This window comes from Lentibacillus sp. (assembly GCF_035301675.1).
Taxonomy (GTDB): Bacteria; Bacillota; Bacilli; order Bacillales; family Amphibacillaceae; genus Lentibacillus.
Map to the genome: position 1 here is coordinate 121,340 of NZ_DATGTT010000047.1, position 25,182 is coordinate 146,521.

The following is a 25,182-nucleotide window of genomic DNA, read 5'->3' on the forward strand; positions in this document are numbered from 1 at the left end:
TTTAAACAAATGCGGCGTTTTCATTTCAAAATAACACCAATCGTATTATACTATAGTTAAGAGGGATTGGATCGGCGAACGTTTTTATTGCTTTTCTTTAATAATTGAAAGGAGATGCTTATCTCATGTTAAAGCGCCTGAGAGAAAAGCTGAAAAAACGCTTGAAAGATTTTCTGGGCAAAGGACGTGTACCTACAACCTTTAAAAAGGACTACACTGATTAAAATCATGCAGGAAAGACGAGAGGCAAACAATTTTGCTGCGGAAAACTAACATACTGTGCAGCCGGACAGATTGATGGGCAAACCCATCTTCACAACTGTCCTGTCATCAGCTATTTTGATATGATGTTATACCAAATTGAACAGGAATACGGAACGAAACATTTTTAATCAAAAAGAATCGAAGCGTTAGGAGAGATAATAATAATGGTTTTTAAAGTTTTATATCAGGAGCTACCTGATGAAATACCTGTACGTGAGCAGACAAAAAGCCTTTATATAGAAGGTGACTCCGAAAGAGATGTAAGAAATAAACTTTCCGGCCGGAACTATAATATTGAATATATTCAGGTACTCGACGATGCACATTTAGCTTATGAAAAGAAATCCGAGGATTTTAAACTGGAGACCGTCTGACAGAATGAAATTTGTTAAAAATGATCAGACAGCGGTTTTTGCGTTAGGCGGACTCGGTGAAATCGGGAAAAACACGTATGGTATCCAGTTTCAGGATGAAATCATCCTCGTTGATGCCGGAATTAAATTCCCGGAAGATGAATTACTTGGAATCGATTACGTCATCCCGGATTACACTTACCTGACACAAAACCAGGATAAAATTAAAGGATTATTCATAACGCACGGGCATGAGGATCATATCGGAGGGATTCCCTACCTGCTGCGCGAAATAAATGTGCCTATTTATGCCGGAAAACTTGCAATCGGTTTAATTCGAAACAAATTAGAGGAACATGGTCTTCTGCGGAATGCGAAACTGAATACGATTCAGGAAGATGATATTATAAAATTCCGCAAAACGTCCGTTTCCTTTTTCCGAACAACCCATAGTATTCCTGATTCATTTGGTATCGTAGTCAAAACACCGCCAGGAAACATCGTTCACACCGGTGATTTCAAATTTGATTTTACACCAGTAGGCGATCCTGCAAACTTAACGAAAATGGCTGAGATCGGCAAAGAGGGCGTACTTTGCCTTCTTTCAGACAGTACAAACAGTGAAGTGCCAGGGTTTACGATGTCCGAGCGGAAAGTCGGAGAAAACATCCATGATATTTTCAACAAAGTTGACGGGCGATTGATTTTTGCAACATTTGCCTCGAATATCTACCGTCTGCAGCAGGTAGTTGAAGCAGCCGTCCAACATGATCGTAAAATAGCTGTATTTGGACGCAGTATGGAATCCTCCATCCGAATCGGTCAGGAGCTGGGATACATCCAGGCACCTAAAGATACGTTCATTGAAGCGAACCAAATCAGCCGTCTTCCTGCACATAAAGTAACCATTCTTTGTACAGGGTCCCAAGGTGAACCAATGGCAGCATTATCACGAGTAGCCAATGGTACACACCGTCAAATACAGATTATCCCTGGAGATACGGTTGTGTTCTCGTCATCACCAATCCCCGGAAATACGGTAAGCGTCAGCCGGACGATTAATAAATTGTATCGTGCCGGAGCAGATGTCATCCATGGTCCATTAAGCGATATTCACACATCGGGACACGGCAGTCAGGATGAACAAAAATTAATGCTCAGACTTATGAAGCCGAAGTATTTTATGCCGATCCATGGTGAATACCGTATGCTGAAGGAGCATCTTAAACTTGGTGAAGCTTGCGGAATCAACCCGACAAATTCATTTGTAATGGATAACGGGGATGTCCTGGCGCTGGGCAGTGATAATGCTATGATTGCAGGGAAAATCCCATCAGGCTCTATCTACGTGGACGGAAAAGGTATCGGCGATATAGGTAATATTGTGCTGCGTGACCGCCGAATCCTGTCCGAAGAAGGGCTGGTCATGGTTGTAGTCAGTATAAATATGAAAGAATTCAAGATTGCATCAGGACCTGATATCATATCGCGCGGATTTGTTTACATGCGCGAATCAGAAGATCTGATCAATGAAGCCCAGAAACTTGTTGCAAAACATTTGGATAAAGTGATGGAACGCAGAACCAGTCAATGGTCTGAAATAAAAAATGAAATAACCGATACAATTGCACCATTCCTCTTTGAAAAAACAAAACGCAGACCAATGATTCTGCCAATCATCATGGAAGTCTAGATGCAAACTGCAAAAAGATGGCATGAAATATTTTTTCATGCCATCTTTTTTGTTCTATTTTTCCAGTTTGTCAGCTAAAACTGTGGACGCGCAATTACTTGTCTATAACAAGATGTTTTTCAAATCTGGATATATCTTTGTCAGCTCCAATCACGATAAGAATATCTTCTTCTTTCAACACGTCATCAGCAGCCGGTGATACATTAATATCCTTGCCCTGTTTGATGGCTACAACGTTACAGCCGTATTCCGCGCGAATATCCAAATCAACCAGCGTTTTACCGACCATTTTTCCACCGGCTTTCACTTCAACAATACTGTGATCATCAGAAAGTTCAAGATAGTCAAGAATATTGCTGGAAATGATGTTATGGACAATCCGTTTTCCCATATCCCGTTCAGGGTGGACGACCTGATTAGCACCGATCCGGTTTAAAATTTTTTCATGATAGTCATTCTGTGCTTTAACTGTAATTTTTTTGATGCCAAGGTCTGTCAAAACAACCGTTGTTAAAATACTTGCCTGTATATTATCACCAATAGCAACAATCACATGATCAATATTCTTGATGCCGAGTTCCTTCAGTGTCGCTTCATCTGTGGAATCGGCAATCACCGCATGTGAGGCAATATTTTTAAATTCATTTATTTTATCCTCATCCGAATCAATGGCCAATACCTGCATTCCTTCTGAGCTGAGTTCTTTGCAAATACTGCCGCCGAATCGGCCTAAACCGATTACTGCATAGTCTCGTTTCATACCGGTTCCTCCATACTCCAATGTATTTGCTCACAGTCTACCATACAATAAGAAATCTGGCATCAATACAAGCTATGTTAACTGTTTTGCTACAAAGTTTTCATTCGGTTGTCACAGTTAAAAGGAAGTAATTCATTTAAATGATTTATAATGGATTTGCCAGGGAAAACTATAATTGACTATTTTATGAAATGAACTTTTATTATAAACAGAGCATTCCGTACAAGGGAGGATCAGTAATGGAATTAGATACAGTCCTGATGAGCAGGTTGCTCACCGCCATGACACTCGGTTTTCATATTATCTTCGCTACACTTGGTGTAGGTGTGCCGCTAATGATTTCGGCCGCCGAGTTTATCGGAATTAAAAAGAAAGACCCGCATTACCGGCTGCTTGCCAGACGCTGGACCCGCGGGTTTGTCATTACTGTGGCTGTCGGTGTTGTGACCGGTACTGCCATTGGACTGCAACTGTCGCTGGTGTGGCCGAATTTTATGCAGGTGGCAGGAAACGTAATCAGCTTGCCACTGTTTATGGAAGTTTTTGCGTTTTTCTTTGAGGCAATCTTCCTGGGAATTTATTTATATACATGGGACCGGTTTAAAAATGAATATATCCATTGGCTTTTCTCTCTGCCAATCATCATTGGCGGAGGTTTTTCTGCCGTATTTATAACAACCGTCAATGCGTTTATGAACACACCGGATGGCTTTGCCGTGGAAAATGGAACATTTGCAGCCGTTAATCCGATTACAGCCATGCTGAATCCGGCCACTCCGACAAAAGTATTCCACGTGTTAAGCTCAGCATACTTGACCTGTGCTGCTATTCTTGCTGCCATAACAGCTTTCATGATCCTGAAAAGACAGGCTTCAGCCTATTACAAAAAAGCATTGAAACTTACCCTGACGATGACATTCATATTTGCTGTATTTACAGCAATCGCAGGTGACTATTCAGCTAAGTTTCTCGCGTCACACCAGCCGGAAAAACTGGCTGCGGCAGAATGGCACTTTGAAACAGAAGAAGGTGCCGATTTGATCCTATTTGGGTGGCTTAATGATGCACACGAAATAATCGGTGAAATCCGGATACCTAAATTCCTAAGTTTTCTGGCCCATGGTGATTTCAATGCTGAGGTGACAGGACTTGAAGAAGTTCCTGAGGAAATGTGGCCCCCGCTCTGGGTGCATTATATGTTTGATTTAATGGTAGCCATTGGTTTCTTCCTGCCCGTGGTAGCTTTATTGTATTTCATTTTAAGTAAAATGAAAAAACGCAACGAGCATAGTAAAGGAATGCTTTCGCTTATTGTACTGAGCGGTCCGCTGGCGATGCTCGCAATTGAATTTGGCTGGATATATGCCGAAGAAGGCCGGCAGCCATGGATTATACGAGGATACATGACGGTAGAAGAAGCTGCTACCTCCTCCCCTTATATCGGGTTGATGTTTATCCTTTTCCTCGCCTTATACATTGTGCTGGGTACTTTGTGCATCATCACATTGCGTAAGGTGTTCCGAAATAACCCGGCTGAGGAAGAATTGGAAAAACAGTATCCATCTGTTGAAAAGGGTGATGAATCATGAGCTATGAAATCATTGGTATTTCTGTTTTATGGATATTCCTCTACGGTTACCTGATTGTCGCATCGATCGATTACGGTGCCGGATTCTTTGCGTTTTACGCCAAAGTCACTAAGCAGGATCACGTGGTCAATAAGCTGATTGCACGGTACCTATCACCAGTATGGGAAGTGACGAATGTTTTTTTCGTCTTCTTCTTTGTCGGCATTGTCGGATTTTTTCCCGAATCAGCTTATTATTATGGGTCGGCATTATTGGTGCCGGGAAGCATCGCCATCATTTTGCTGGCAATACGCGGTTCGTTTTACGCATTTGAAAATTACGGATCCAAACAAAGTACGGTTTATACGTTTTTATATGGTGCGACCGGCCTCCTGATTCCAGCCTCCTTATCGGTTGCTTTAACGATATCTGAAGGTGGATTTATTGTGGAAGAAAACGGTGTCGTCTCATTACAGTATCTGGAATTGTTCACAAGTCCGCTGTCATGGAGCATCGTTGCTTTAGCGATTGTGTCGGTATTATTTATCAGTGCGACTTTTTTGACGTTTTACGCGGCACGTGCCCAGGATAATCCTGCATTAAAATTGGTGCGCAATTTTGCATTATTTTGGAGTACACCGTCAATCATTGCCGCTCTGACAACATTTATTTTTATGAGTCAGCACAATGAAAGACATTATGAAGGTATGCTGGACTTGTGGTGGATGTTCGGGCTGTCAGTTGGATTCTTCATGATTGCCACTTGGCTGCTGTACCTGGGCAAATACTACGGGATCGCATTTATTAGTGTCATGCTGCAATATCTGTTCGCCTTTTTTGGCTATGGAATCGGGCATTATCCGTATTTACTTGATCCTTTTATTTCCATTCACGAAAGTGCCACGCATGAATCGATGGGAATAGCACTTGTTATTGCGTTTATAGGCGGTTTACTGATGCTGATTCCTTCATTGATTTTATTAATGCGATTGTTTTTATTTAACGCTGACTATGTCAAAGGAAACAAATAACTGATAGACAGATGCCAGCTCTGGGGGGTGGGAAGCTATGGACAGCTTAAGAAAAGTAGCATTCGGATATAAACGGCAAATTCTTTCCCTGTTTATCCTGTCTGTCATAACAGCAGCAACGATAATCCTGCAAGCCTATTTTCTCGTGACGGTTGTGGACCGGATATTTTTGAAGCAGCAAGGATTTTCTGACATTATTTGGATGATGCTGGGATTGTTAACTGTCCTGTTTCTCAGAACAGCAGCATCATATACAAACGGCAGAGTCGGTATCAGAATGGCGGCAGACGTCAAAGGAAAGTATCGAAACGCACTGTTGCATAAGTTTGGTAAAGCACCGGTGAAACAATCACTGGAGGGGCAATCAGGTGGTAAAGTAAGTACCATGCTGGAAGCTGTCGATGAAATGGACGGTTATTTCAGTGAGTATATCCCGCAGCTGATTAAGACATCAGTTATTCCGATGGTTATTTTAATCACTATTTTCACGCAGCATGTAAATACGGGCCTGATTATGACCATTACAGCTCCATTCATTCCGATTTTCATGATAATTATCGGTATGCAAACAAAAAATAAGTCGGAAGAACAGCAAGAAAAACTGTCCGCATTCTCCGGCAGCTTTCTTGATACACTGCAAGGACTTACCACCCTAAAGTTATTTGGCCATGCAAAGAGACAAAAGGATGTCATTCGCACAAGCAGTCTAAGTTTTCGGGATGCCACAATGGTGATACTGAAAATCGCTTTTATGTCCTCGTTTATGCTGGAACTGATCTCAATGCTCAGTATTGGGCTTGTCGCACTGGAACTTGCTATCCAACTCATTATTTATGAACAGATATCATTCTTTACCGCTTTCTTTCTGCTTGTGCTTGCACCGGAATTCTACACCATGCTCAAAGAACTTGGCAGTGCATTTCATAGTGGGCGTGGCAGTATGGGTGCAGCAAGGAAAGTAACTGAGGAATTGGACCGGACAGAGCAGCAGGTTCAATGGGGTGAAAAACAGTTGCCCGGCGAAGCAATGCCTGCATCTATCCGGCTCAATCATGTCAGCTTTAACTATGGTCATGACCAATTTTCCTTACACGGCATCACTTCTAATATACCGCCATATGGACAGGTTGCCATTGCCGGACGGAGCGGGTCAGGAAAAACGACACTTTTGCATCTGATTGCCGGTCTCCTCCCTCTTTCAAATGGAAAGATTTTCGTTGGTGAAGAACCGTTATCACATTATAGTGAGAATGATTGGTTCAGACAATTAAGTTACATTTCGCAGCACCCTTATATTTTTTCAGGGACAATCGCGGAAAACATTGCAATTGGCGGTAATTCCAATGCCAGCCGAAAAGAAATAGAATATGCTGCAGAACAGGCTGGTATAGCCGGTATGATTCAAACGTTGGATGAAGGGTACGATACACCGGTCGGTGAGGCAGGACGCGGGCTTTCAGGCGGCGAAATGCAACGGCTGGCCCTGGCCCGAGCTTTTTTGAAACAGCCCGCTGTTATTCTATTCGATGAACCGACGACGGGGCTGGACCTTGAAACCGAGCGCATCCTGCAATCATCTATGGAACGATTGGCACAAAACGCAACAGTCATTACAGTTGCTCACCGCCTGCATACGATCAAAAATGCTGATAAGATTTTATTTCTGGAAAATGGCAGGCTAATAGCTGAAGGAACCCATATCGAATTGATGAGGACGGCTCCTGAATATCAAAAAATGGTATCTGTGCAGCAGGGAGTGAAGACTGAATGAAAGATTTAGCCGTAATTGTCAAGTTAACGATGACAGAGAAAAAAGATATTTTTTATTCGATGATTTTCGGGTTTTTAGCAGGGATAACTGCAGTCGGCCTTTTCGCAGCAAGCGGCTATCTTATTTCAAAATCTGCTTTGATCCCTCCCTTTTATACCCTGATCATTTTGACATCAGCCGTAAAATTACTTGGGATTACCAAAGCATTTGCCCGGTATGCGGAACGATATTTCTCCCATCGGGCGACATTCACGATTTTAAGTAACTTGCGCGTCGCGTTTTTTAGTAAACTCGAGCCATTAGCTCCCGGGATTTTTCAAAAATACAGAAGCGGAGATCTGCTATCACGGATCGTCGGTGATGTTGAGACGTTGCAAAACTTCTTTCTGCGGGTCTTTTATCCCCCGATTGTTTTAGCACTTGTATTTTTAAGTACGATCCTGTTTACAATGTTCTTTTCCATTTATGTGGCACTTGTCCTTGTCGCAGGACTTTTATTGACCGTATTTGTTGTACCGGCGTATTTTGCACTAAGACAGCGAAAAATCGACCATGATGTACGAGAAAAAAGAGGGGATTTATCAACCGAAGTGACCGAATTTCTGTATGGTTTCCGTGACCTGAAAATATATCAGAAGGTTGATGAGAAAAAGCAAACGCTAACGCTGTCATCTGATGCATATATTGATCTGCAGGAACGGGAGAATATTAATAAACTGTATAGCCAGTCTGTCAATTCGTTTGTATCCCTGATTATTTCCTGGCTTGTGCTTGGTTTGGGAGCTTTTCTGGTTACTGACGGTCAGTTGGAAGGTATTTTACTGGCAATGCTGGTGATGATTTCACTGACTGTTTTTGAAGATGCTGCTCCAATGGCGGCTTTTCCATTCCATTATCAGGACAGTAAACGCGCGGCGAATCGACTGTTCGAGGCAGTGGAACAAGAAACTGATGCTGACAAGACTGATGACAAATGCACATTAAATGCAAACCGGGGCTTTACAATAGATATGGAGGCTGTTTCATTTTCATTTCCTGACGAACAACAGCAGACGCTGAAAAACATTAACCTGAAGCTCCCTGCCGGGTCAAAGACAGCGATTGTCGGGTCTAGCGGTTCTGGTAAATCAACGTTGCTGAATCTGCTCCTGAAAATGAACGTTCATGACAAAGGCGGAATTCGAATAAATGGAAAATCAATCGATCATATAAAACAAGAATCCATTTGGGAAAACACCAATGTCATTCTGCAGGAAAATCATTTTTTCTTCGGGACGATCAGAGATAATCTAATGATTGCTGATGTCCAGCTGACCGATCAGAAAATGGAAGAAGCATTGGCGAAAGTGGAACTTGCTTATATTTCGCTGGATGATAATGTTTATGAAAAAGGCGAGAACCTGTCGGGAGGCGAAAAGCAGCGGCTGGCAATCACAAGAGCAATGCTTAAAAATGCAAATCTCTGGCTGTTGGATGAGCCAACATCATCTGTCGATGCACTGACTGAAAGGTTAATCTATAATCATCTTTTTACACAGGCAGACAACGATACGCTTGTGCTTGTAAGTCACCGCCTGGCGAACCTGGAAACAATGGATCAAATCATCGTCATGGACCATGGAACGATCATTGAATCCGGAACCTTTGATGAACTGATGGCCTATAAAGGTTACCTGTACGAAATGAAACAGATAGAGAAAAACTTGCTGTAAAACAAGGCAGCTGGTGAGACTCCTGCGGGAAAGGAACAGTCTGAAGACCCCGCAAGCGAGGGACGAGCTGCGAAGGTTTAAACAGCAGCAACCTAAAACAAAAGCGGAAGCTGTTGCTTCCGTTTTGTTACATGGCATCAAGCATTTCAAATTGCGATTTAACTAACTCAAAATATTCACCATGCCGTTTCATGAGTTCATCATGACTGCCGTTCTCAAGTATTTCACCGTTTTCCAGCACAAAAATATTATCAGATTCTCTGATGGTTGATAGACGGTGAGCAATAATGATGGCCGTTCTTCCTTTCAGAAGCCTTTGCAGTGCCTCCTGAATTTTCACTTCAGTTTCAGTGTCAATGCTTGCAGTCGCTTCATCCAATATTAAAATCCTTGGATCTGCCAGCAATGCCCTGGCAAAAGATAATAATTGCCGTTCACCTGCCGACAGGATGTTCCCCCGCTCTTCCACTTCCGTTTCATATCCATTTGCGAGCCTCTGAATGAAATCATCTGCTCCAACCACTTTTGATGCTTCGATAACTTCCTCATTGGTTGCGTCCGGACGACCAAACCGGATATTTTCCATAATGTTGCCGGAAAAAATAAATGTGTCCTGCAATACCACACTGATCCCGCGGCGTAAACTATTCAATCTGACGTCACGTAAGTCATAACCGTCAATTTTAACAGCGCCTTTCGTTGGGTCATAGAACCGGCTGATCAAATTAGCGATAGTGGATTTTCCGCTTCCGGTATGTCCAACCAAAGCAACCGTCTGACCGGCCTTAATGTCCAATGATATCTCATGTAATGCAGTCCGTTCTTCATCATAGGAAAATTCCACACGATCAAATTCAATTTGTCCCTTCATACCGGTTAAATCTTCACCGTCTACTTTATCCACGACATTTGGCTGTTCATCAAGGAATTCAAAGATCCGTTCCGATGCCGACATGGCCATCAGCAGCTGGTTATACATCTGACCAAGACGTGATATCGGTTCCCAGAACATGCCGACATAGAACCCGAACGATACAAACGTTCCAATGGCAATACCGCCGTTCGCCTCTCCCAATAAAATAAGATAAGCACCGTATGATATAAGAATGACCGTCCCAAGTGCATTACTCAATTCAACAAACGGACCGAACATGGCACTTTTCTTCGTAGCCGTTCTCCAACTTTTAAAATTATCGGTATTTACCCCATCAAAATACTCTTCGTTTGCCTTTTCCTGAGAGAATGACTGTGTAATTCGGATCCCCTGGATGCTTTCATTAAGATGGGAATTCAGACGTGACTGCTGAATACGCACATCCTGCCACGAGCGACGGATATTGCGTCTGAGCTTTGTTGAAATATAAAACATGATTGGCAGAATAACCATAATAGCCAGTGCCAGCTTCGGACTCAGCACCAATAAAATTACGACAATCCCGGTCAAAGTGACAACATCCATAAGCAGATTGATAATCCCGTTTGTAAACAGTTCTTGCAGGGAGTTTGTATCGTTCATTATCCGTACGATAATCGAACCGCCGGAACGAGTATCAAAAAAGCGGTGTGACAGGCGCTGGATATGCGAAAATAAATGCTGCCGCAAATCATAAATAACATTTTGACCCAGGATGTTCACCCATTTTATCCGAAAGACGTTTCCAATATAGCTCAGCAAGTATAAAACAGCCACACCAATCACCATATAGATAAGCATTGTCATATTTTCATTTGCAATGACAATATCAAAAGCAACCTTACCAATCAGGATGGGAACAATCAATCGTACGGCTGTTGATAAAAGCATTGCTATGACCGCTCCAGGCAGATATGTTTTGGCATAAGGTTTCAAGTAGCCCAATAAACGCCACATTTGCTGCCAGTTAAACGGCTTTTCCACTGCATGGTCAACTGTATAATAAAACCGGTTTAAATGACGGTTTTCTTCAGGTGTATCTTTAGCCATAGCTCCTCCCCCTCTATGTTGCTGTCTCAATAATTTGCTCCCGGTCCTGATATTGAATATTGTAAATCCGTTCATACGGACCATGTTGATTTACTAATTCTTCATGCGTGCCGCGTTCGACGATTTCTCCGTGCTCCAGTACCAATATTTCATCAGCGTGCTTCAGTGACGATATACGATGGGCAATAATAAAGGTGGTCCGCCCCCTCATAACCTCTTTAAGTGCTTGTTGAATCTTGAATTCAGTTTCCATATCAACGGCTGATGTCGCATCATCAAGCACTAATATACTTGGGTTTATGCAAATCGCCCGGGCTATCGCAATCCGCTGTTTCTGTCCGCCCGAAAGCCCCATACCACGTTCACCCAACATCGTGTCATAACCTTTTGGCATTCCCATAATAAAATCATGAGCCTGGGCTCTTTTGGCAGCATCAATGATCCGTTCCTCGGGAAGTTCCGGATTGCCGTAGCGGATATTTTCTCTGATTGTCGTTGAAAACAGAAACGATTCCTGCAAAACAAAACCGATGTGCCTGCGCAACGTTTTCAGTTTATAGTTCTCAACCGGTCTGCCGTCAACCAGCACTTCTCCTTTTTCAGGTTCATAAAAACGGGGGATCAGTTGTGTAATGCTTGTTTTTCCTGATCCGGTTGCTCCGCTCAGACCGATGACTTTTCCTTGCGGTGCATCGAATGTGACATGTTTAAGCGCTTTGTCGTCATCTTCCGTATACGTTAATGTCACGTCTTTAAATGTGACATGACCGGCTATCGGCGTATCGATGGCACCTTCTATCTCCGTAACATCTTCTTTTGCCTCTAATATTTCCAGAAGTCTTTCCCCGGAGGCTTTTGCCTGGGAAAACATATTAATTACAAATCCCAGGTTCATCAATGGTCCCATAATATACCAAACAAGACTGAAAAATGCTGTCAGTGCCCCCAGGCTCAGGTCTCCGTTAATGACCAGATAACCGCCATATGCCAGCAGCAGCACAACGCAAATATTGCCGATAAATTCCATCACCGGAAAATACTTTGCCCATATACCGGATGTCGATAAATAATTTTGACGGTAGTTATCATTGCTGGCAGAAAAACGTCCGACTTCAAAGTCCTCTTTCGCCAAGGATTTTACTGTATTCATACCACTGATGTTTTCCTGTACGCGTGTGTTCAGCCTGCCGAATGATTTACGGATTCCTCTGAATGCAGGATGGACCCGCTTATCAAATTTGTAAACCACTACAGTTAAAAACGGCATGGCTGCCATTGTAATCAAAGCAAGCGGCAGTGAGTAATAGAACATAACGCCTAAACTGAACAGGATAAGCATTGTGATTTCAATGAAATCGGATATCCCAAACGAAATAAAATTACGAAAGCCTTCCACATCTGTTGTTTTCCTGGACATCAAATCCCCTGTTCTGGCATTATCATAATATTTGAATGATAATACCTGAAGCTTTTCATACAATGCTTCCCGAAGCTTATAAACTGTTGTAATTCCAAACAAATCCCCCATATATTGATGAAAAAACGAAGCCACTCCTTTGAAAAGCATGATAAAAAAGAATCCTGCAGCAATGTATGGAATCAATGAATACCGCTCCTGTAATACCACTTCATCAATCGTTAACTGCAGCACAATTGGATAGACAACTGTTATGGCCACCACGAAAAACAGGAAAAATAATGATGTAAAAAGGTATTTTTTATGCGGCCAATAAAACTGTTTTAATTTTTTGAAAGTATTCATTGTGAAATTCCTCCCCGAAGACTTTCCATAATATCTAATATAACGGGTTCCGAAATAAAATGCCACACCTTTTTAGTAATTTTTTAAAACTTTTTAATTGAGCAACTTGTTCATGGTGTTCATGAAGCACCAAAACTAAAAAATGCTTCTGCCTGTAGTTGCAGAAGCTTCAAACTCAGTTTTTATCAGTCTGGTTCACTGCTCTGTTGATTCTTTTTTGCAGCATTTGCAATCCGCCCGAACCCGAATGCCGGTGTCTCAGTTTTCCGTTTGTATCGAACAAGTAATACCCCGGGACATACCTGTTTTTGAACTGATTCGTTAATCTATGCTGATTATCGATAATAATTGGATGCGAAATGTTATGTTCTTTTGCGGTAGATCGAACTTCCGATAAATCCTGATCACGCTCGGAACGTGGCATATGAACAGTAACAACTCTTAATTGATCTTTATAGGCATTGCACATTTCATTTACTTTTGGCATTGCTTTTTTGCATGTTTCACAGCTGACTGACCAAAAATAGATTAAGACCGGTTTATTTCCGATTAAATCATTTTTGAACAATGGTTTGCTGTTAAGCCATTTCCCGGAATGACCCAATTCCGGCATCTGATCTCTCAATTTCATCCCTAAAACCTCCAATTTATTTCTTTAATTGGTTCCTATATTATATATGCCGCAAAGCCTTTCCTCGTACGTGAGTTTTATATTTTGCAATTAGGGTAATTTGTTGTTATAACTCGTTATATGTTTTAAAATGTCTACTGGAAGGAGAGTACATATGGAGATTTTTGGAATTAACATTGATTTAGCCGGCTTACTGGGGAGTATAGTACCGGTTATCTTACAAATCGGCTTAATGATTCTGGCATTTATCATTTTGGTCCCAATTGGCAAAAAAATCATTGAAAAAACCCTGAATAAAGCGGGATCAAATCAAAAATTATCCCCGTCACGGATTAAAACTCTGGAAAAATTATTACAAAACGTGTTTTCCTATGTCATGTTTTTTGTGTTGGTATTAATGTTGTTTGGGGTACTCGGCATTCCACTCGGACCGCTTTTGGCAGGTGCAGGTATTATTGGCCTTGCGATTGGTTTTGGTGCACAGGGGCTTGTTAGTGACATTGTGACCGGATTTTTTATCCTGCTCGAACGTCAGCTTGAGATTGATGATTATGCGACAACAGCAGGCTATGACGGAATTGTAGAAGAAATCGGTTTGCGCACGACAAAAATCCGCAGCTTTGACGGAACATTGAATTATGTCCCAAACCGCTACATTGAAGGGGTGGCAAACCACACCCGCGGCAATATGCGGGCATTGGTTGACATCAGCATCCGGTATAATGACAATCTTGATAAAGCCATTACAGTGCTGGAGGAAGTGTGTGCCGAATTCAAGGACGATGAGCGCTTTAAAGAAGGACCCGATGCCATCGGGGTACAAAGTTTCGGCACATCCGATATTGTACTGCGTGTTGTCGGTCAGACTGAAAACGGACTTCAGTGGGAATGTGAACGTGCAATGCGGAAACAAATTAAAGAAGCCTTTGATCATGCTGGAATTGAAACACCATTTCCTCAGCAGATTGCTGTTCAAAACAATCGGGGTTAATGATATAAAGCTTCGGCTCAGTTGCAGCCGAAGCTTTTTTACGATTACTGCTGGTTTAATTTGTCATTCACCATATCACAAACTTCCTCGGCATTGTATCCGTCTGCGTTTATCACTGAACCGGCGATACTTGCCGTTGACATGCCCATAACATCTTTATCCTGACCCGAAATAACACAGCAATCACAGTAGGCAGTGTCATCTTCCGATTGTAAATCTACGACGTCATGCCCCATTTCTGCAAGTGCTTCTTTCACATCTGTCATGGTTTCCTCCACACCAATTCGCGCCATTGTTGCATACCTCCTCTGCTGCAAATACATCTCACAGCTAGTTTTTCTCAGAACTTGAAAAGATATGCAGTTACTTTTCACGCAAAAAACACCCTATTCTGCGGTAAGGGTGTCTATAAATGAATCTCATATATGCGACTTAAATGTATAATGATCCCGTTTCATCTGTTTTAAAATAGCGCGCCTTGTCAGTATTCCATCAAAATAGCCGTCCTCATCAGCAACACAAACGAATGGATAATTGATGACTACCTTTACTCCCTCCATAAATGTGTCTGATTTTGATAAACTCGGGATATCAGAATTCATAGCTTCATGAACCTGCATGTTGGATAGTTGCTCCATTTCAAACCGTTCCAGCCCCAGAACTTGATTTAAAATACGTGTCTTACCGATTGTTCCTGCAAGTTTATAGGACGAATCCAAAACAGGGACAGCAGAGTATCCCGATTTCACAAGTATCAGCAAAGCATGCTCTAAAGGATTATTAACCTGCACATGTGCTACTTTTTCCGAGGATATCATTAAATCGCCAATCACTATATCTGTTAATTTCTTATCCTGTGTTACACTCATAATAAAACGCTCCTTTTCAATCCTAAACAATAAGGAGTTTATTACATCGATCACATTTATAGTTTACCATAAGACACGCAGTAATAACATGATTTACCACGGTATAAACAGTTCCATTTAGTTAAAGTTTTCCCAAATCGCATTGGTCATAAGATTTCATACCATCATTAATCCGTCATTATTGCAACAATGATAAATCACTTACATCATAATATGCATATATCGAAAGCAAAAATAAGAATGTCCATATGAAAATCCTAAACGATAATATGCCATACCGGATGCTCTCCATAAACCGGACATTCCTGATTAAATCAGCTGATACAAAAGCGTGCTGCACGGATAGCTGCACACTTTTGACCATCCAGTCATCAAAATGGATACTGATTGAGCCACTGGCCACCATCCATTGTCACGACTTCTCCGTTTATGTATGCTGCCTTGTCGGAGAGTAAAAAGTGTGCCAGGTCCGCAATTTCTTCCGGTTTACCCAATCGCTTCAACGGCACAGAATTAAGAGTGCGCTTTGCAGCTTCTTCTGACTCCCACAACTTGTCCGCACCGCCAGTCCGTTCAATCGGTCCCGGCGCAATTGCATTAACCCGGATGCCATATCTGTTACCCCATTCAACAGCCAACGTCCGCGTTAAATTAAGCACTCCCGCTTTAGCTGCTGATGAGTGGGCCACCCCTGGCCCGGCGTTCCACGCATAAGTCGCAGCCATATTAAGTATGGAACCATTTATTTTCTGGTCAATCCAGTATTTGCCGACCTCACGACTGCAATAAAAAGTACCATTCAATACGATGTCAATCACCGCGTTCCAGCCATTGACAGATAAGTCTTCAGCAGGTGCAATAAAATTCCCCGCTGCATTATTCACTAGGTGATCGATTGATCCGAACTGATTAACCGTTTCTGCAGCCATCCGCTCAATATCTTCCGGTTTACGCACATCCATCGGAATCGGATACACATTCCCTGCTGCCGTTTTCTCCAGTTCCTCTTGTGCTGCCTTCAGACGTTCTTCATTACGGCCTGTTATCACAGCGTTTGCGCCTTCATCCGCAAATTTGGCAGCCATATATTTCCCCATGCCGCTCGAGGCACCTGTCACAATCACCGTTTTGTTCTTCATCGTCTCCCCCTCTTTCTCTTTGTCTACTTATTTATAATAATAAATTTAGCTAACACAAAAGTCAAAATATTAACAGATTCTAACATCTTCGTATTTCACTGGCATCATACTTCAAAGCCATTTAAAATAAATATGATGATTGATATCCATTTTGAAAGGTAGACACTTATGAACAGACGCACGTTCTTAAAGCGATCAATTGGAAGTATGCTCGCCCTGCTTGGGCTAAGCGGAGGCACCTATTACTATGCACACGATATAGAACCCAGTATGCTTGATGTTAATAATAAAGAACTTGTATCCGGAAAGATTCCACAAGTTTTCAACGATTTTAAAATTGTTCAGTTTTCCGATACGCACATCGGTTATCATTACACGATCGAACAATTCTCGGAACTAGTCAGCACGATTAACGCTCAAAATCCTGATCTGATTCTGTTTACAGGAGATCTTGTTGATAAACCGCATACATATCATTGGAACAATGAAATCGTCCGAATACTGCAGAGTTTAAAAGCAAAATATGGGAAATACTGGATATATGGCAATCACGACCATGGCGGCTATGGAACTGAAATAGTCAAGAAAGTAATGGATCAGTCCGGTTTCAGCCTGCTGCAGAACAATCACACCAACATTGAAATTGATAATCAGCAAATTGTGCTGGCGGGAATCGATGATGTTATGCTGGGTGACCCGGATCTGGAGAGCACATTGACCGGCGCAAACCCGGATTTATACACCATTTTGCTTGCGCACGAACCGGACTATGCAGACAACACCGTACACTTTCCCGTCGATGTTCAGCTGTCGGGTCACAGTCACGGCGGCCAAGTACGCTTGCCATTTATAGGTCATCTCTATACCCCGCTTTATGCACACAAATATGTGCAGGGTAAACACACATTTCAAAACGGAGAATTCATCCTGTATGTCAATCGTGGAATCGGTACGACACGACTGCCTTACAGATTCTTGTGCAAGCCTGAAATCCATACATATACCCTAAAAGCGGACCCGGCATCATAATAGTCTGCAAGAACTGCGGATACCCCGCTTTTCCTCCATACATTCGTAACACTTTGTTCATAGTTTTTTTCTGGAAATCATGCTACACTTGACAATGATTACAATTAGGAGGAAAGCACATGGCACAATTTAAATGGGTTTTTCCACTATTATTATTTGTTATATTCTTAAGTGCATGCGGTGATCAATATAATGGTGACTTTTCGTATAAAGTGCAGGACTTCACGTTCACAAACCAGGATGGTGAAAAAGTGAGCAAAAGCGACTTGGAAGGTGAATTTTGGGTAGCTGATTTCATATTCACCAATTGTACAACAGTATGTCCGCCAATGACGTCTAATATGGCCTCCCTTCAGGATCAACTGAAGGAAGCCGGACTTGAAGATGTTAAGCTTGTTTCATTTAGTGTTGATCCAAAAAATGATAAACCGAAAACGCTAAAGAAATATGCAAAGCAGCGTGGCGGAACCTTTGAAAACTGGGATTTGCTTACAGGTTATGATTTTGAGACAATCAAAGAGTTTTCCGTAAAGTCCTTTAAATCAGCAGTTGAACAACTCCCAGACTCAGATCAGGTTATGCACGGGACGAGTTTTTTCCTTGTCACACCGGAAGGAAACGCCATCAAAAACTATGATGGACGAAAAGCCGCGAACATGGAAAAAATAGTAGAAGATATTCAAGCCATGAAGTAAAGTGAACCTTCCTTCAGTGGGGACGCTTTTTGCCCACTGAATGGCAGTTGAACGGAATCGGGCATTTATGAGCAGCTAACTGATGTTTTTCGACGGGTTACTGACCTTTAGATGCGGGGAAATAGCTAGCGGCTGGGACAAAAATTATGTATCAAAAAATCCGATCGATGATTCAAATTCGTCAGTTAAATTTCGGATCAGTTCGGATTTTTCTTTTCGCTGTGTCTACAAGATTGTTGTTTTTGACACAAACTTTGAAAGTATATTTGAGTGCAATGATGCCGCTCCGGAAACACACTCCGCTTTCCGCGGGCGGCTGGTAAGCCCCCCTTGTGCCCGTTGTCTTGAAAGTTTTTCGGTGAAGCAGCACTCCTCGCAGCCGGTCATCATTCGTCTTTAATGTTTAACGTTTTAGTAATGCCCCGGCCTCATTTTAAATTGAATTTGAAATGATGATAAGGTACGATAGAAACACGCCAGACTATAAAGTGAAACTTCATTCAGTAGGACGCTTTTTCCCGCTGAATGTTAGTTGAACAGAATCGGGCATTTATGGGCAGTTGGCCGACGTATTTTGGCGGGTTACTAACCAGTAGATGGAAAAACATAGAAAGGAGTGTCCTCTGAATGCACAAAAAAGAAACCGTTCCACTTGATGAGCTTGCCAAGGCGCTTTTCACAATAAACCGCCACGCTAAAACAGCGTCAGATCCCAAACACCTTTATTATATCAAAAAGGAATCAATCAACCGCTTATTAAAAGAAAAGCGTGCGGAAAAAATTGGTCTGCACTTCTCCAACAATCCCAAATACAGTAACCAGCACTCAACACTTTTAGTTAAAGTGGACAAGTATTTTTTTCATATTCCCCCAACGAAAGACGACTTCAAAAAACTTGAGCATTTAGGTGAACTCGACCAAAGCTACCGAAACCCTTCAACAAAGATGTCACTTTCACAGGCCAAAAAGATAGTCTACCGTCACATAGACTGGCAGCCAGTCAAAAAAACTCAAAACAGCCGAAAAAAATATCGGTCCTCCTATTTCACGCCATCGTCACTGGGAAAAATGGACTGGCCTCCCAGTAAAACCAAACGAAGAACACGTTAAAAGCACTTGCCAGGCAAGTGCTTTTAACGTGAGGCTGGGACAAAAGTGATGAATCTAAGAAAAAATCCGATCGATGATTCAGTTAGACTTTGAATCAGTTCGAATTTTTTATAGTATAATTCGTTTCCGTCTAAACTAGTGTAGCATTTTTCCGCAGCGGTAGTTAAGATTTAACCTAACATTACACTTAAATATTCCAGTTATCATTCGCCTTTAATGTTAAACGTTTAAGTTATGTTCCAGCTCTTTTTAACGTTTGCGCTTAATCAAACAAACGAAGGAAGAATTTAGGATCCAGGGTAGTGCGTACGTCATACGCGCTTCTTTTTATTCCGGAAGGTTTGCAGCAATAAATGGATAACCCCCAGACATCCGCCAAAAAAAGCAAGACTGTGCAACGTGACCTCCAACAAAGGGATCTCGAAAACAGCTGTCAACATAATTCCTCCTAAAAGAAATACCAGGACAAGCAAACTGCTCATAACGTAGTTTAATAATTTGACTGATTTGGAAACAACGATCCATTTTATGAACGGATGAATAAGAATATAGATTGCAGTTATTCCTATCATAATAAAAATATATGCGGGATTAATCTGTTCTGGAAGCATCTGCAGTGCTTTCACTGCACCTATCCAATCCAACAAGTGCTTCACCTCTTCCCTATCAGCTTATTATCCAATATAAACCAATCAATTTCGTATTATACGTCGAAAGTCTCTGGTATAATAATAAAATAGAGGCGAAAATACCCTGGTGCCCAAGCCAGACGAGGATTACCAGACAACACACATATATCGCCGTATGTTGTTATTACTTTCTTATCAGCAGGAAGCAAAGGGGAGATACTGTTTTTGAATAAAGCATTTCTTTACATTATACTCGGTGCCGCACTCTGGGGAACGATTGGCTGGTATGTGAAGAATTTGTATGCATACGGTTTCACTCCCATGGAAGTCGTGACGCTGAGAGTGTGGTCTGCAGCGATATTATTGGTTCTTTTTTTAATCATCAGGGAGCCGAAAAAACTAAAACTGGCATCCTTTTCTGATGTGAAATATTTTATAGGGACCGGAATTTTCAGTATTGTTTTTTTCAATTTTTGCATGTTCACTGCAATTGATTTATCAACCATTCCTGTGGCCACTGCCCTGCTTTATACGGGACCGGCATTTGTTATGATATTATCATTCATATTTTTCCGGGAGCCGTTGACAAAGCCGAAAATAACAGCCCTTGTGATTACGGTCATTGGAAGTGCCCTTATTGTCGGTCTGATTCCTCTTGATTTAAATATCCTTCAGCTGACAAGCATTTTATTCGGACTGGGATCAGGACTTGGCTATGCCCTTTACAGTGTTTTCAGTAAGTTCGCATTGAAAAAATACACAACTTTAAGTATTACAGCCTACACATTTATCATAGCGGCCATCTCATTACTGCCATTCTTCCCCTACCAGGAAAAATTGCCCTTGCTAATGGAGCCGCGTGTCTTATTTTTTGCCGCAGGATTGGGTTTTCTTCCAACAGCATTCGCCTATATCATTTACACATACGGGTTGAACCAAACCGAGGCATCCAAAGCCTCAATTCTGACCACGATAGAACCGGTTGTAGCAACATTGATTGGTATATTTATTTTTCAGGAAGCTTTTACGCCAGTGCAAATGGTTGGCATGTTGTGCATTATCGGCGCAGTTATTCTTATCCAAATCAGCCCCCGTCGGGCAAAAATATCCTAAAACAGTGATATCCATCACGTCATTTTGGACAAAAACCCGTTATGATCAGGGTAAGTTCAATTTTAGGAGGTAATTGTGATGACTGAATTTACTGTTGAACATAAACCCGCTGACATCGTCAAAATTTATCCGAAGGCAAGTGATTTATTTAAGAAACGCCGCATAGATTTTTGCTGTGGCGGGGACCGGCCGCTCAGGGAAGTTTTTAAGGAACGTAAAATAGATGAATCAGCAGTGATGGCTGAACTTAATCATTCCTATCAGAATTGGCGAAAGGAAGATCATGAAGTCATTGACTGGGATGCCAAAACACCAAGTGAGTTAATCGATCATATCGTCCATAAATATCATTCTTACTTATATGAAGAATTGCCAGCACTGGGGAAATTTGTCTCAAAGATCTTTCGTGTCCATGGCAAAAATCATCCGCATTTAAAAGAGCTTCACAGGCTTTACAACCAGTTTAAGTTAGATATGGAGGAACACTCGATAAAGGAAGAAGAAGAGGTCTTCCCACTGATTAAAGAATATGAAGAAAACCCAAGTAATGAACTCTTGGAGCAAATCCACACAGCCAATGGCGGTCTGGAAAATGAACATGATGCCAGTGGTGACATTCTGAAGCGCATGCGGGAGATCACTAATGGATTCCAGCCGCCAAGTGATGCTTGCAATTCCTATCGGATCACCTATGCTCGGCTGGCAGAACTGGAGAATGATACATTCCAGCACATTCATCTGGAAAACCACGTACTGTTTAAACAATTATAGCGGGAACATAAAAAGGGAGCATTTCAGAATGCTCCCTTTTTAAGGTTGTTTTACGATAATTGATTCACTTTATCAGCGTTTCGATCGGCTGCTTTTTTATCAAGCCGTTGTTCGATCTGTTTGATTTTCTGCTCATCTTCAAGCAGTTCTTGTTTGTTTTGCTTGACCAGATCTTCAAAATTCTGATGTCTTGGTTTCATATGTGATACACTCCTTTATTAATTCAAAAAGCGACAAAATCTGACTTTTTGAATTTGTCTTAATTATAGTATACCCTATTTTTCATCATACTAATCAAAATTATTTGAACATTTTATAACACTTTCATCCGGCCGGGGTTTACAAAGGAAACTTTGGGCTGGACTATGGATTGGATCTAGAAAATATATTTAATTTTACTGATGAAATAAACGATACTTAATAAAGTTAAATAAGATAAAGTTAAATAAGGTTGGGAGATTCCGTTTCATTCCGGTGTTCACCTCGTAAGTCAGGCAAGATTAATTAAGTCTGATATTAATCCAGTGCCGAAAAGGGAAACCCGGGCAGTTTGATTTTCAATTGAGGGGATGCTATATGCGCTTGTAATCACGCATATGATATGAATACAATTAAGAGAGGTTCTCTAATCGCCTCGAATTATTTTAAGGCGATCAAAGGAAGGATGGGCTTCAAATCATTTTACTTTTTTCCGGTTATTCGTATGTTTCATAGATTCGTACAAGTTTAACAGTTTGTCCAGTTCCTGGCTGATACTAATGGCTTCCGGGCTTGTAAAGCCTTTCTCCATGGCAACATCAGCCATCTTGTTCCGCAAGTATTCGATGCGTTTTAAAAGCTTGTCTGCAGCACACATTTATTAAAAGGACACCTCCATTATAGAGCTTACTTAACTTTAGCACATTTCAACAAATAATGACAAGCTTCCAATTGAAATTTCTGGAAATTTCTTTTCTTTTGGAAGGAAGTTGAACATGTTTTAAAATGAATCATGATGAACCAAAGAAGATTGTTTAACATGAAGCAATCTTTACTAATGCAACACGGCGCATATAAAAAAATGAAAGGATGTCATCTGGTGGGGAAATCACAGAAGAAAAGTGGATTGGGAGAGTGGGCGAAACTTATCCTGGTTGCCCTCTTAATCGCCTTTTTTCTCAGATCGTTCGTCTTTGTTACGTCAGTCGTTGATGGTGAAAGTATGGAACCTGCTCTTGAAGACGGTGAAGTAGTGCTTTTCAACAAATTCACCTATTTATTTAATGATGCTGAACGAGGGGATATTGTCATTATTAACAAGCCTCGGAAAAGTTATGTGAAACGGATTATTGGTTTGCCCGGAGAAACGATTTCCGCAACCGAACAAGGATTATATATTGATGGTAAAAAATACGAGCAGTCGTTTATTACAAAAGCAAACAAAAATAGCACAGGAAATTTTGGTCCTGTCAAAGTGCCAAAAGACAGTTATTTTGTGATGGGCGATAACAGAAAACTGAGCAAAGACAGCCGTAACGGGCTCGGTTTTATAAGCAAAGAAGATGTGGCCGGCAAATCAGAGCTTATTATCCTTCCTATAGACGAATGGTCGATGACCAATTAAATTCAGAGGGTCAGACACATCCCATACCGTCTGACCCTTATTGTTATTCATTATCAAAAATACAATAGCCGATATTAAGTGCAAGCAATCCAAAACAAATGATACCAAAAGCTGTTTCCCACACTTGTTTGTACCTCCTTCTTTCGATTTATGCAATCATACTTTCCATGTCTATCATATCAATTTCACTGTCTTAAATAAAGCGAAACTTCATTCAGTGGGACGCTTTTTCCCACTGAATGTTAGTTGAGCAGAATCGGGCATTTAAGGTCAGTTAGCCGCCGTACTTTGGCGGGTTACTGACCATTAGATGCGGGGAAAAGCGAAACTTCATTCAGTGGGACGCTTTTTCCCACTGAATGTTAGTTGAGCAGAATCGGGCATTTACGGACAGCTGTCTCCCACTTCCTTCCTAGATTACTTCATAACTTAATGTGGGGGATTTGCTGACCGTTAATGCGGGGAAAAGTGAAAATATGATAAACTTAACACAAGAGAATGTAGGAGATCTTATCTATACATCCTTTGATAACCTCACCGAAAGCGGGTGTAATGATGCACCACTGTCCTTATTGTGGCACAAATGTCCGGGATAATGAATCATATTGCATAAAATGCGGAAAAAAACTTCCTGAAGATATCCATGAACGTCTTACAAACACAAAAATATTCAATAAAAACTGGTATTTTCCCATATCGATTATTGCCCTCATCCTGCTGATTTCTGTTTTTTATTATCTGTTTTTACAAGCACAGACATCGCAAGCAAAGGAATTATACAATAAAGGCGAGGAAAGTGCTATTGATGGTCAATATCAGGAAGCAAGCGAATCCTTAAAGTCCGCTCTTGAGCACAATCAGTCGTTTAAGCAGGCAGATATAGCCCTAAGCTTTGTCGAAACTGCAAAAAATGCCGAAAAAGATATGGAACAAGCGACGAAACTTCTGGAACAGCAGGAATTTCAAAAGGCACTGTCACTGATTAAAGAAGCTGAAAGCAGTTTGGTTAATTTTAACGGGGATGCAGTTACCCCATTAATCGATAAGCTGACAGAAAAGCGAAATATAATAAAACTGGAACAGCTCAAATATGAACTGAAACAGGAGCCGGACATCAGTAAATTAAAAACGCTGTTATGGGAAGGCGATGCCATTCAAACCGATGAAGCTGAGGAGATAACTGCCACTATTCGAACCCGCATTGTTGAATATACGTTTTCACAGGCAAGCGAACAATTAAATGAAAAACAATTCTCAGATGCCTTACTGGTGGTTGAAGATGGGTTAAAATATGCACCGGAATCTGAAAAACTGCAAAGTCTGAAGACCACGATTGAAAAGGAAAAGACGGCGTTTGAGACAGCTCAGCGGCAGCGCATTGAACAGGCCATCAGTTCAGCTGAGAAAGAACGGAAATTGAATGAAAATGATGCGATCGAACTCATGTCAGTCAATGTCGAAAGCGATGAGCAGGGAAAAGTGGTCGTAAAAGGAAAAGTGAAAAGTGTCGCTACCATTCCTATAAATTCCATTCTGGTTGAATATGAACTGCTGAATGATAATGAGGCCTTTTTATCAAATAAAGTGTATGTCTACCCGGACACACTTTATCCGGATGAGACCGGTGAATTTGAGTTCACCCATTTTGATATTGATCAAAACAATCAAACCGACATAAAAGTCGACAAAATCAAATGGTATACCGAACAGTAAAGCATGCAATCA

The 25,182-nt window shown here is 41.4% G+C and carries 24 protein-coding genes; 14 read left to right on the top strand and 10 right to left on the bottom strand.

What is annotated here, in order from left to right; all coding sequences use genetic code 11:
* Window positions 1-428: 428 nt before the first annotated feature.
* Both VK097_RS07480 and rnjA read left to right on the top strand, forming a co-directional pair.
* Window positions 429-638 carry a DNA-dependent RNA polymerase subunit epsilon gene (locus tag VK097_RS07480; RefSeq protein ID WP_324211181.1) on the top strand — a complete coding sequence of 70 codons (210 nt, stop codon included), beginning with the start codon at window positions 429-431 and terminating at the stop codon, window positions 636-638.
* Between the two features lie 4 nt (window positions 639-642).
* Window positions 643-2,310 (top strand): ribonuclease J1, encoded by a 1,668-nt coding sequence (gene rnjA / locus VK097_RS07485; RefSeq protein WP_324211182.1) that lies wholly within the window; start codon window positions 643-645, stop codon window positions 2,308-2,310.
* A 94-nt stretch (window positions 2,311-2,404) separates the two neighbouring features.
* Here the strand turns inward: rnjA and VK097_RS07490 are convergent, their stop codons facing one another.
* Complete coding sequence (locus VK097_RS07490; protein WP_324211183.1) at window positions 2,405-3,070, bottom strand: potassium channel family protein; 666 nt, start codon at window positions 3,068-3,070, stop codon at window positions 2,405-2,407.
* Window positions 3,071-3,309: 239 nt separating this feature from the next.
* Here VK097_RS07490 and VK097_RS07495 point away from each other — a divergent pair, with 239 nt between their 5' ends.
* The 4 genes from VK097_RS07495 to cydC are packed head-to-tail and all read left to right on the top strand — an operon-like array spanning window position 3,310 to window position 9,152.
* The gene (locus VK097_RS07495) at window positions 3,310-4,659 is read left to right on the top strand and encodes a cytochrome ubiquinol oxidase subunit I (RefSeq protein WP_324211184.1); all 1,350 of its coding nucleotides are present in this window, start codon (window positions 3,310-3,312) and stop codon (window positions 4,657-4,659) included.
* Window positions 4,656-5,669, top strand: coding sequence for a cytochrome d ubiquinol oxidase subunit II (locus tag VK097_RS07500; protein WP_324211185.1), 1,014 nt, complete (start codon window positions 4,656-4,658; stop codon window positions 5,667-5,669). The genes VK097_RS07495 and VK097_RS07500 overlap by 4 nt, the downstream gene beginning before the upstream one ends.
* A gap of 37 nt (window positions 5,670-5,706) precedes the next feature.
* Window positions 5,707-7,440, top strand: a complete 1,734-nt coding sequence (cydD, locus tag VK097_RS07505; protein ID WP_324211186.1) for a thiol reductant ABC exporter subunit CydD — start codon at window positions 5,707-5,709, stop codon at window positions 7,438-7,440.
* Window positions 7,437-9,152: a thiol reductant ABC exporter subunit CydC gene (gene cydC, locus VK097_RS07510; protein ID WP_324211187.1), complete on the top strand. Its 1,716-nt coding sequence runs from the start codon at window positions 7,437-7,439 to the stop codon at window positions 9,150-9,152. The genes cydD and cydC overlap by 4 nt, the downstream gene beginning before the upstream one ends.
* A 127-nt stretch (window positions 9,153-9,279) precedes the next feature.
* On the opposite strand, the gene VK097_RS07515 is transcribed toward cydC, so the two are convergent.
* From VK097_RS07515 to VK097_RS07525, 3 genes are all read right to left on the bottom strand, one after another.
* A complete protein-coding gene (locus VK097_RS07515; protein ID WP_324211188.1) occupies window positions 9,280-11,115 on the bottom strand; it encodes an ABC transporter ATP-binding protein in 1,836 nt (611 codons plus the stop codon).
* A 13-nt stretch (window positions 11,116-11,128) separates the two neighbouring features.
* Window positions 11,129-12,877, bottom strand: a complete 1,749-nt coding sequence (locus VK097_RS07520; RefSeq protein ID WP_324211189.1) for an ABC transporter ATP-binding protein — start codon at window positions 12,875-12,877, stop codon at window positions 11,129-11,131.
* Between the two features lie 175 nt (window positions 12,878-13,052).
* Entirely contained in the window at window positions 13,053-13,508 is a 456-nt protein-coding gene (locus tag VK097_RS07525; protein ID WP_324211190.1) for a redoxin domain-containing protein, read from the bottom strand.
* Window positions 13,509-13,662: 154 nt separating this feature from the next.
* Here VK097_RS07525 and VK097_RS07530 point away from each other — a divergent pair, with 154 nt between their 5' ends.
* Window positions 13,663-14,499, top strand: a complete 837-nt coding sequence (locus tag VK097_RS07530; protein WP_324211191.1) for a mechanosensitive ion channel family protein — start codon at window positions 13,663-13,665, stop codon at window positions 14,497-14,499.
* A 44-nt stretch (window positions 14,500-14,543) separates the two neighbouring features.
* Here VK097_RS07530 and VK097_RS07535 read toward each other — a convergent pair whose 3' ends face one another.
* The 3 genes from VK097_RS07535 to fadH form a co-directional block, all read right to left on the bottom strand.
* Window positions 14,544-14,792 (bottom strand): YkuS family protein, encoded by a 249-nt coding sequence (locus VK097_RS07535; RefSeq protein WP_324211192.1) that lies wholly within the window; start codon window positions 14,790-14,792, stop codon window positions 14,544-14,546.
* Window positions 14,793-14,918: 126 nt separating this feature from the next.
* Complete coding sequence (cbpB, locus tag VK097_RS07540) at window positions 14,919-15,368, bottom strand: cyclic-di-AMP-binding protein CbpB (protein WP_324211193.1); 450 nt, start codon at window positions 15,366-15,368, stop codon at window positions 14,919-14,921.
* 371 nt (window positions 15,369-15,739) lie between these two features.
* On the bottom strand, window positions 15,740-16,507 hold the full coding sequence (gene fadH, locus VK097_RS07545) for a 2,4-dienoyl-CoA reductase (protein WP_324211194.1): 768 nt from the start codon (window positions 16,505-16,507) through the stop codon (window positions 15,740-15,742).
* A gap of 168 nt (window positions 16,508-16,675) precedes the next feature.
* Between fadH and VK097_RS07550 the strand changes: the two genes are divergently transcribed.
* The 3 genes from VK097_RS07550 to VK097_RS07560 all read left to right on the top strand — a co-directional run bounded on the left by VK097_RS07550 (window position 16,676) and on the right by VK097_RS07560 (window position 19,341).
* Window positions 16,676-17,536, top strand: a complete 861-nt coding sequence (locus tag VK097_RS07550) for a metallophosphoesterase (protein WP_324211195.1) — start codon at window positions 16,676-16,678, stop codon at window positions 17,534-17,536.
* 119 nt (window positions 17,537-17,655) lie between these two features.
* A complete protein-coding gene (locus VK097_RS07555; RefSeq protein WP_324211196.1) occupies window positions 17,656-18,231 on the top strand; it encodes an SCO family protein in 576 nt (191 codons plus the stop codon).
* A 627-nt stretch (window positions 18,232-18,858) separates the two neighbouring features.
* Window positions 18,859-19,341, top strand: a complete 483-nt coding sequence (locus tag VK097_RS07560) for a YkyB family protein (protein ID WP_324211197.1) — start codon at window positions 18,859-18,861, stop codon at window positions 19,339-19,341.
* A 311-nt stretch (window positions 19,342-19,652) separates the two neighbouring features.
* On the opposite strand, the gene VK097_RS07565 is transcribed toward VK097_RS07560, so the two are convergent.
* A complete protein-coding gene (locus VK097_RS07565) occupies window positions 19,653-19,988 on the bottom strand; it encodes a hypothetical protein (RefSeq protein WP_324211198.1) in 336 nt (111 codons plus the stop codon).
* Between the two features lie 207 nt (window positions 19,989-20,195).
* Here VK097_RS07565 and VK097_RS07570 point away from each other — a divergent pair, with 207 nt between their 5' ends.
* Both VK097_RS07570 and ric read left to right on the top strand, forming a co-directional pair.
* Window positions 20,196-21,083, top strand: a complete 888-nt coding sequence (locus VK097_RS07570) for a DMT family transporter (protein WP_324211199.1) — start codon at window positions 20,196-20,198, stop codon at window positions 21,081-21,083.
* Window positions 21,084-21,161: 78 nt separating this feature from the next.
* Window positions 21,162-21,854, top strand: a complete 693-nt coding sequence (ric, locus tag VK097_RS07575) for an iron-sulfur cluster repair di-iron protein (RefSeq protein WP_324211200.1) — start codon at window positions 21,162-21,164, stop codon at window positions 21,852-21,854.
* A gap of 50 nt (window positions 21,855-21,904) precedes the next feature.
* Here the strand turns inward: ric and VK097_RS07580 are convergent, their stop codons facing one another.
* Window positions 21,905-22,054 carry an FbpB family small basic protein gene (locus tag VK097_RS07580; RefSeq protein ID WP_324211201.1) on the bottom strand — a complete coding sequence of 50 codons (150 nt, stop codon included), beginning with the start codon at window positions 22,052-22,054 and terminating at the stop codon, window positions 21,905-21,907.
* A gap of 476 nt (window positions 22,055-22,530) precedes the next feature.
* A complete protein-coding gene (locus VK097_RS07585) occupies window positions 22,531-22,710 on the bottom strand; it encodes an aspartyl-phosphate phosphatase Spo0E family protein (RefSeq protein ID WP_324211202.1) in 180 nt (59 codons plus the stop codon).
* 222 nt (window positions 22,711-22,932) lie between these two features.
* Here VK097_RS07585 and lepB point away from each other — a divergent pair, with 222 nt between their 5' ends.
* Window positions 22,933-23,457, top strand: coding sequence for a signal peptidase I (lepB, locus tag VK097_RS07590; RefSeq protein ID WP_324211203.1), 525 nt, complete (start codon window positions 22,933-22,935; stop codon window positions 23,455-23,457).
* A gap of 555 nt (window positions 23,458-24,012) precedes the next feature.
* A complete protein-coding gene (locus tag VK097_RS07595; protein ID WP_324211204.1) occupies window positions 24,013-25,170 on the top strand; it encodes a zinc-ribbon domain-containing protein in 1,158 nt (385 codons plus the stop codon).
* Window positions 25,171-25,182: the final 12 nt, after the last annotated feature.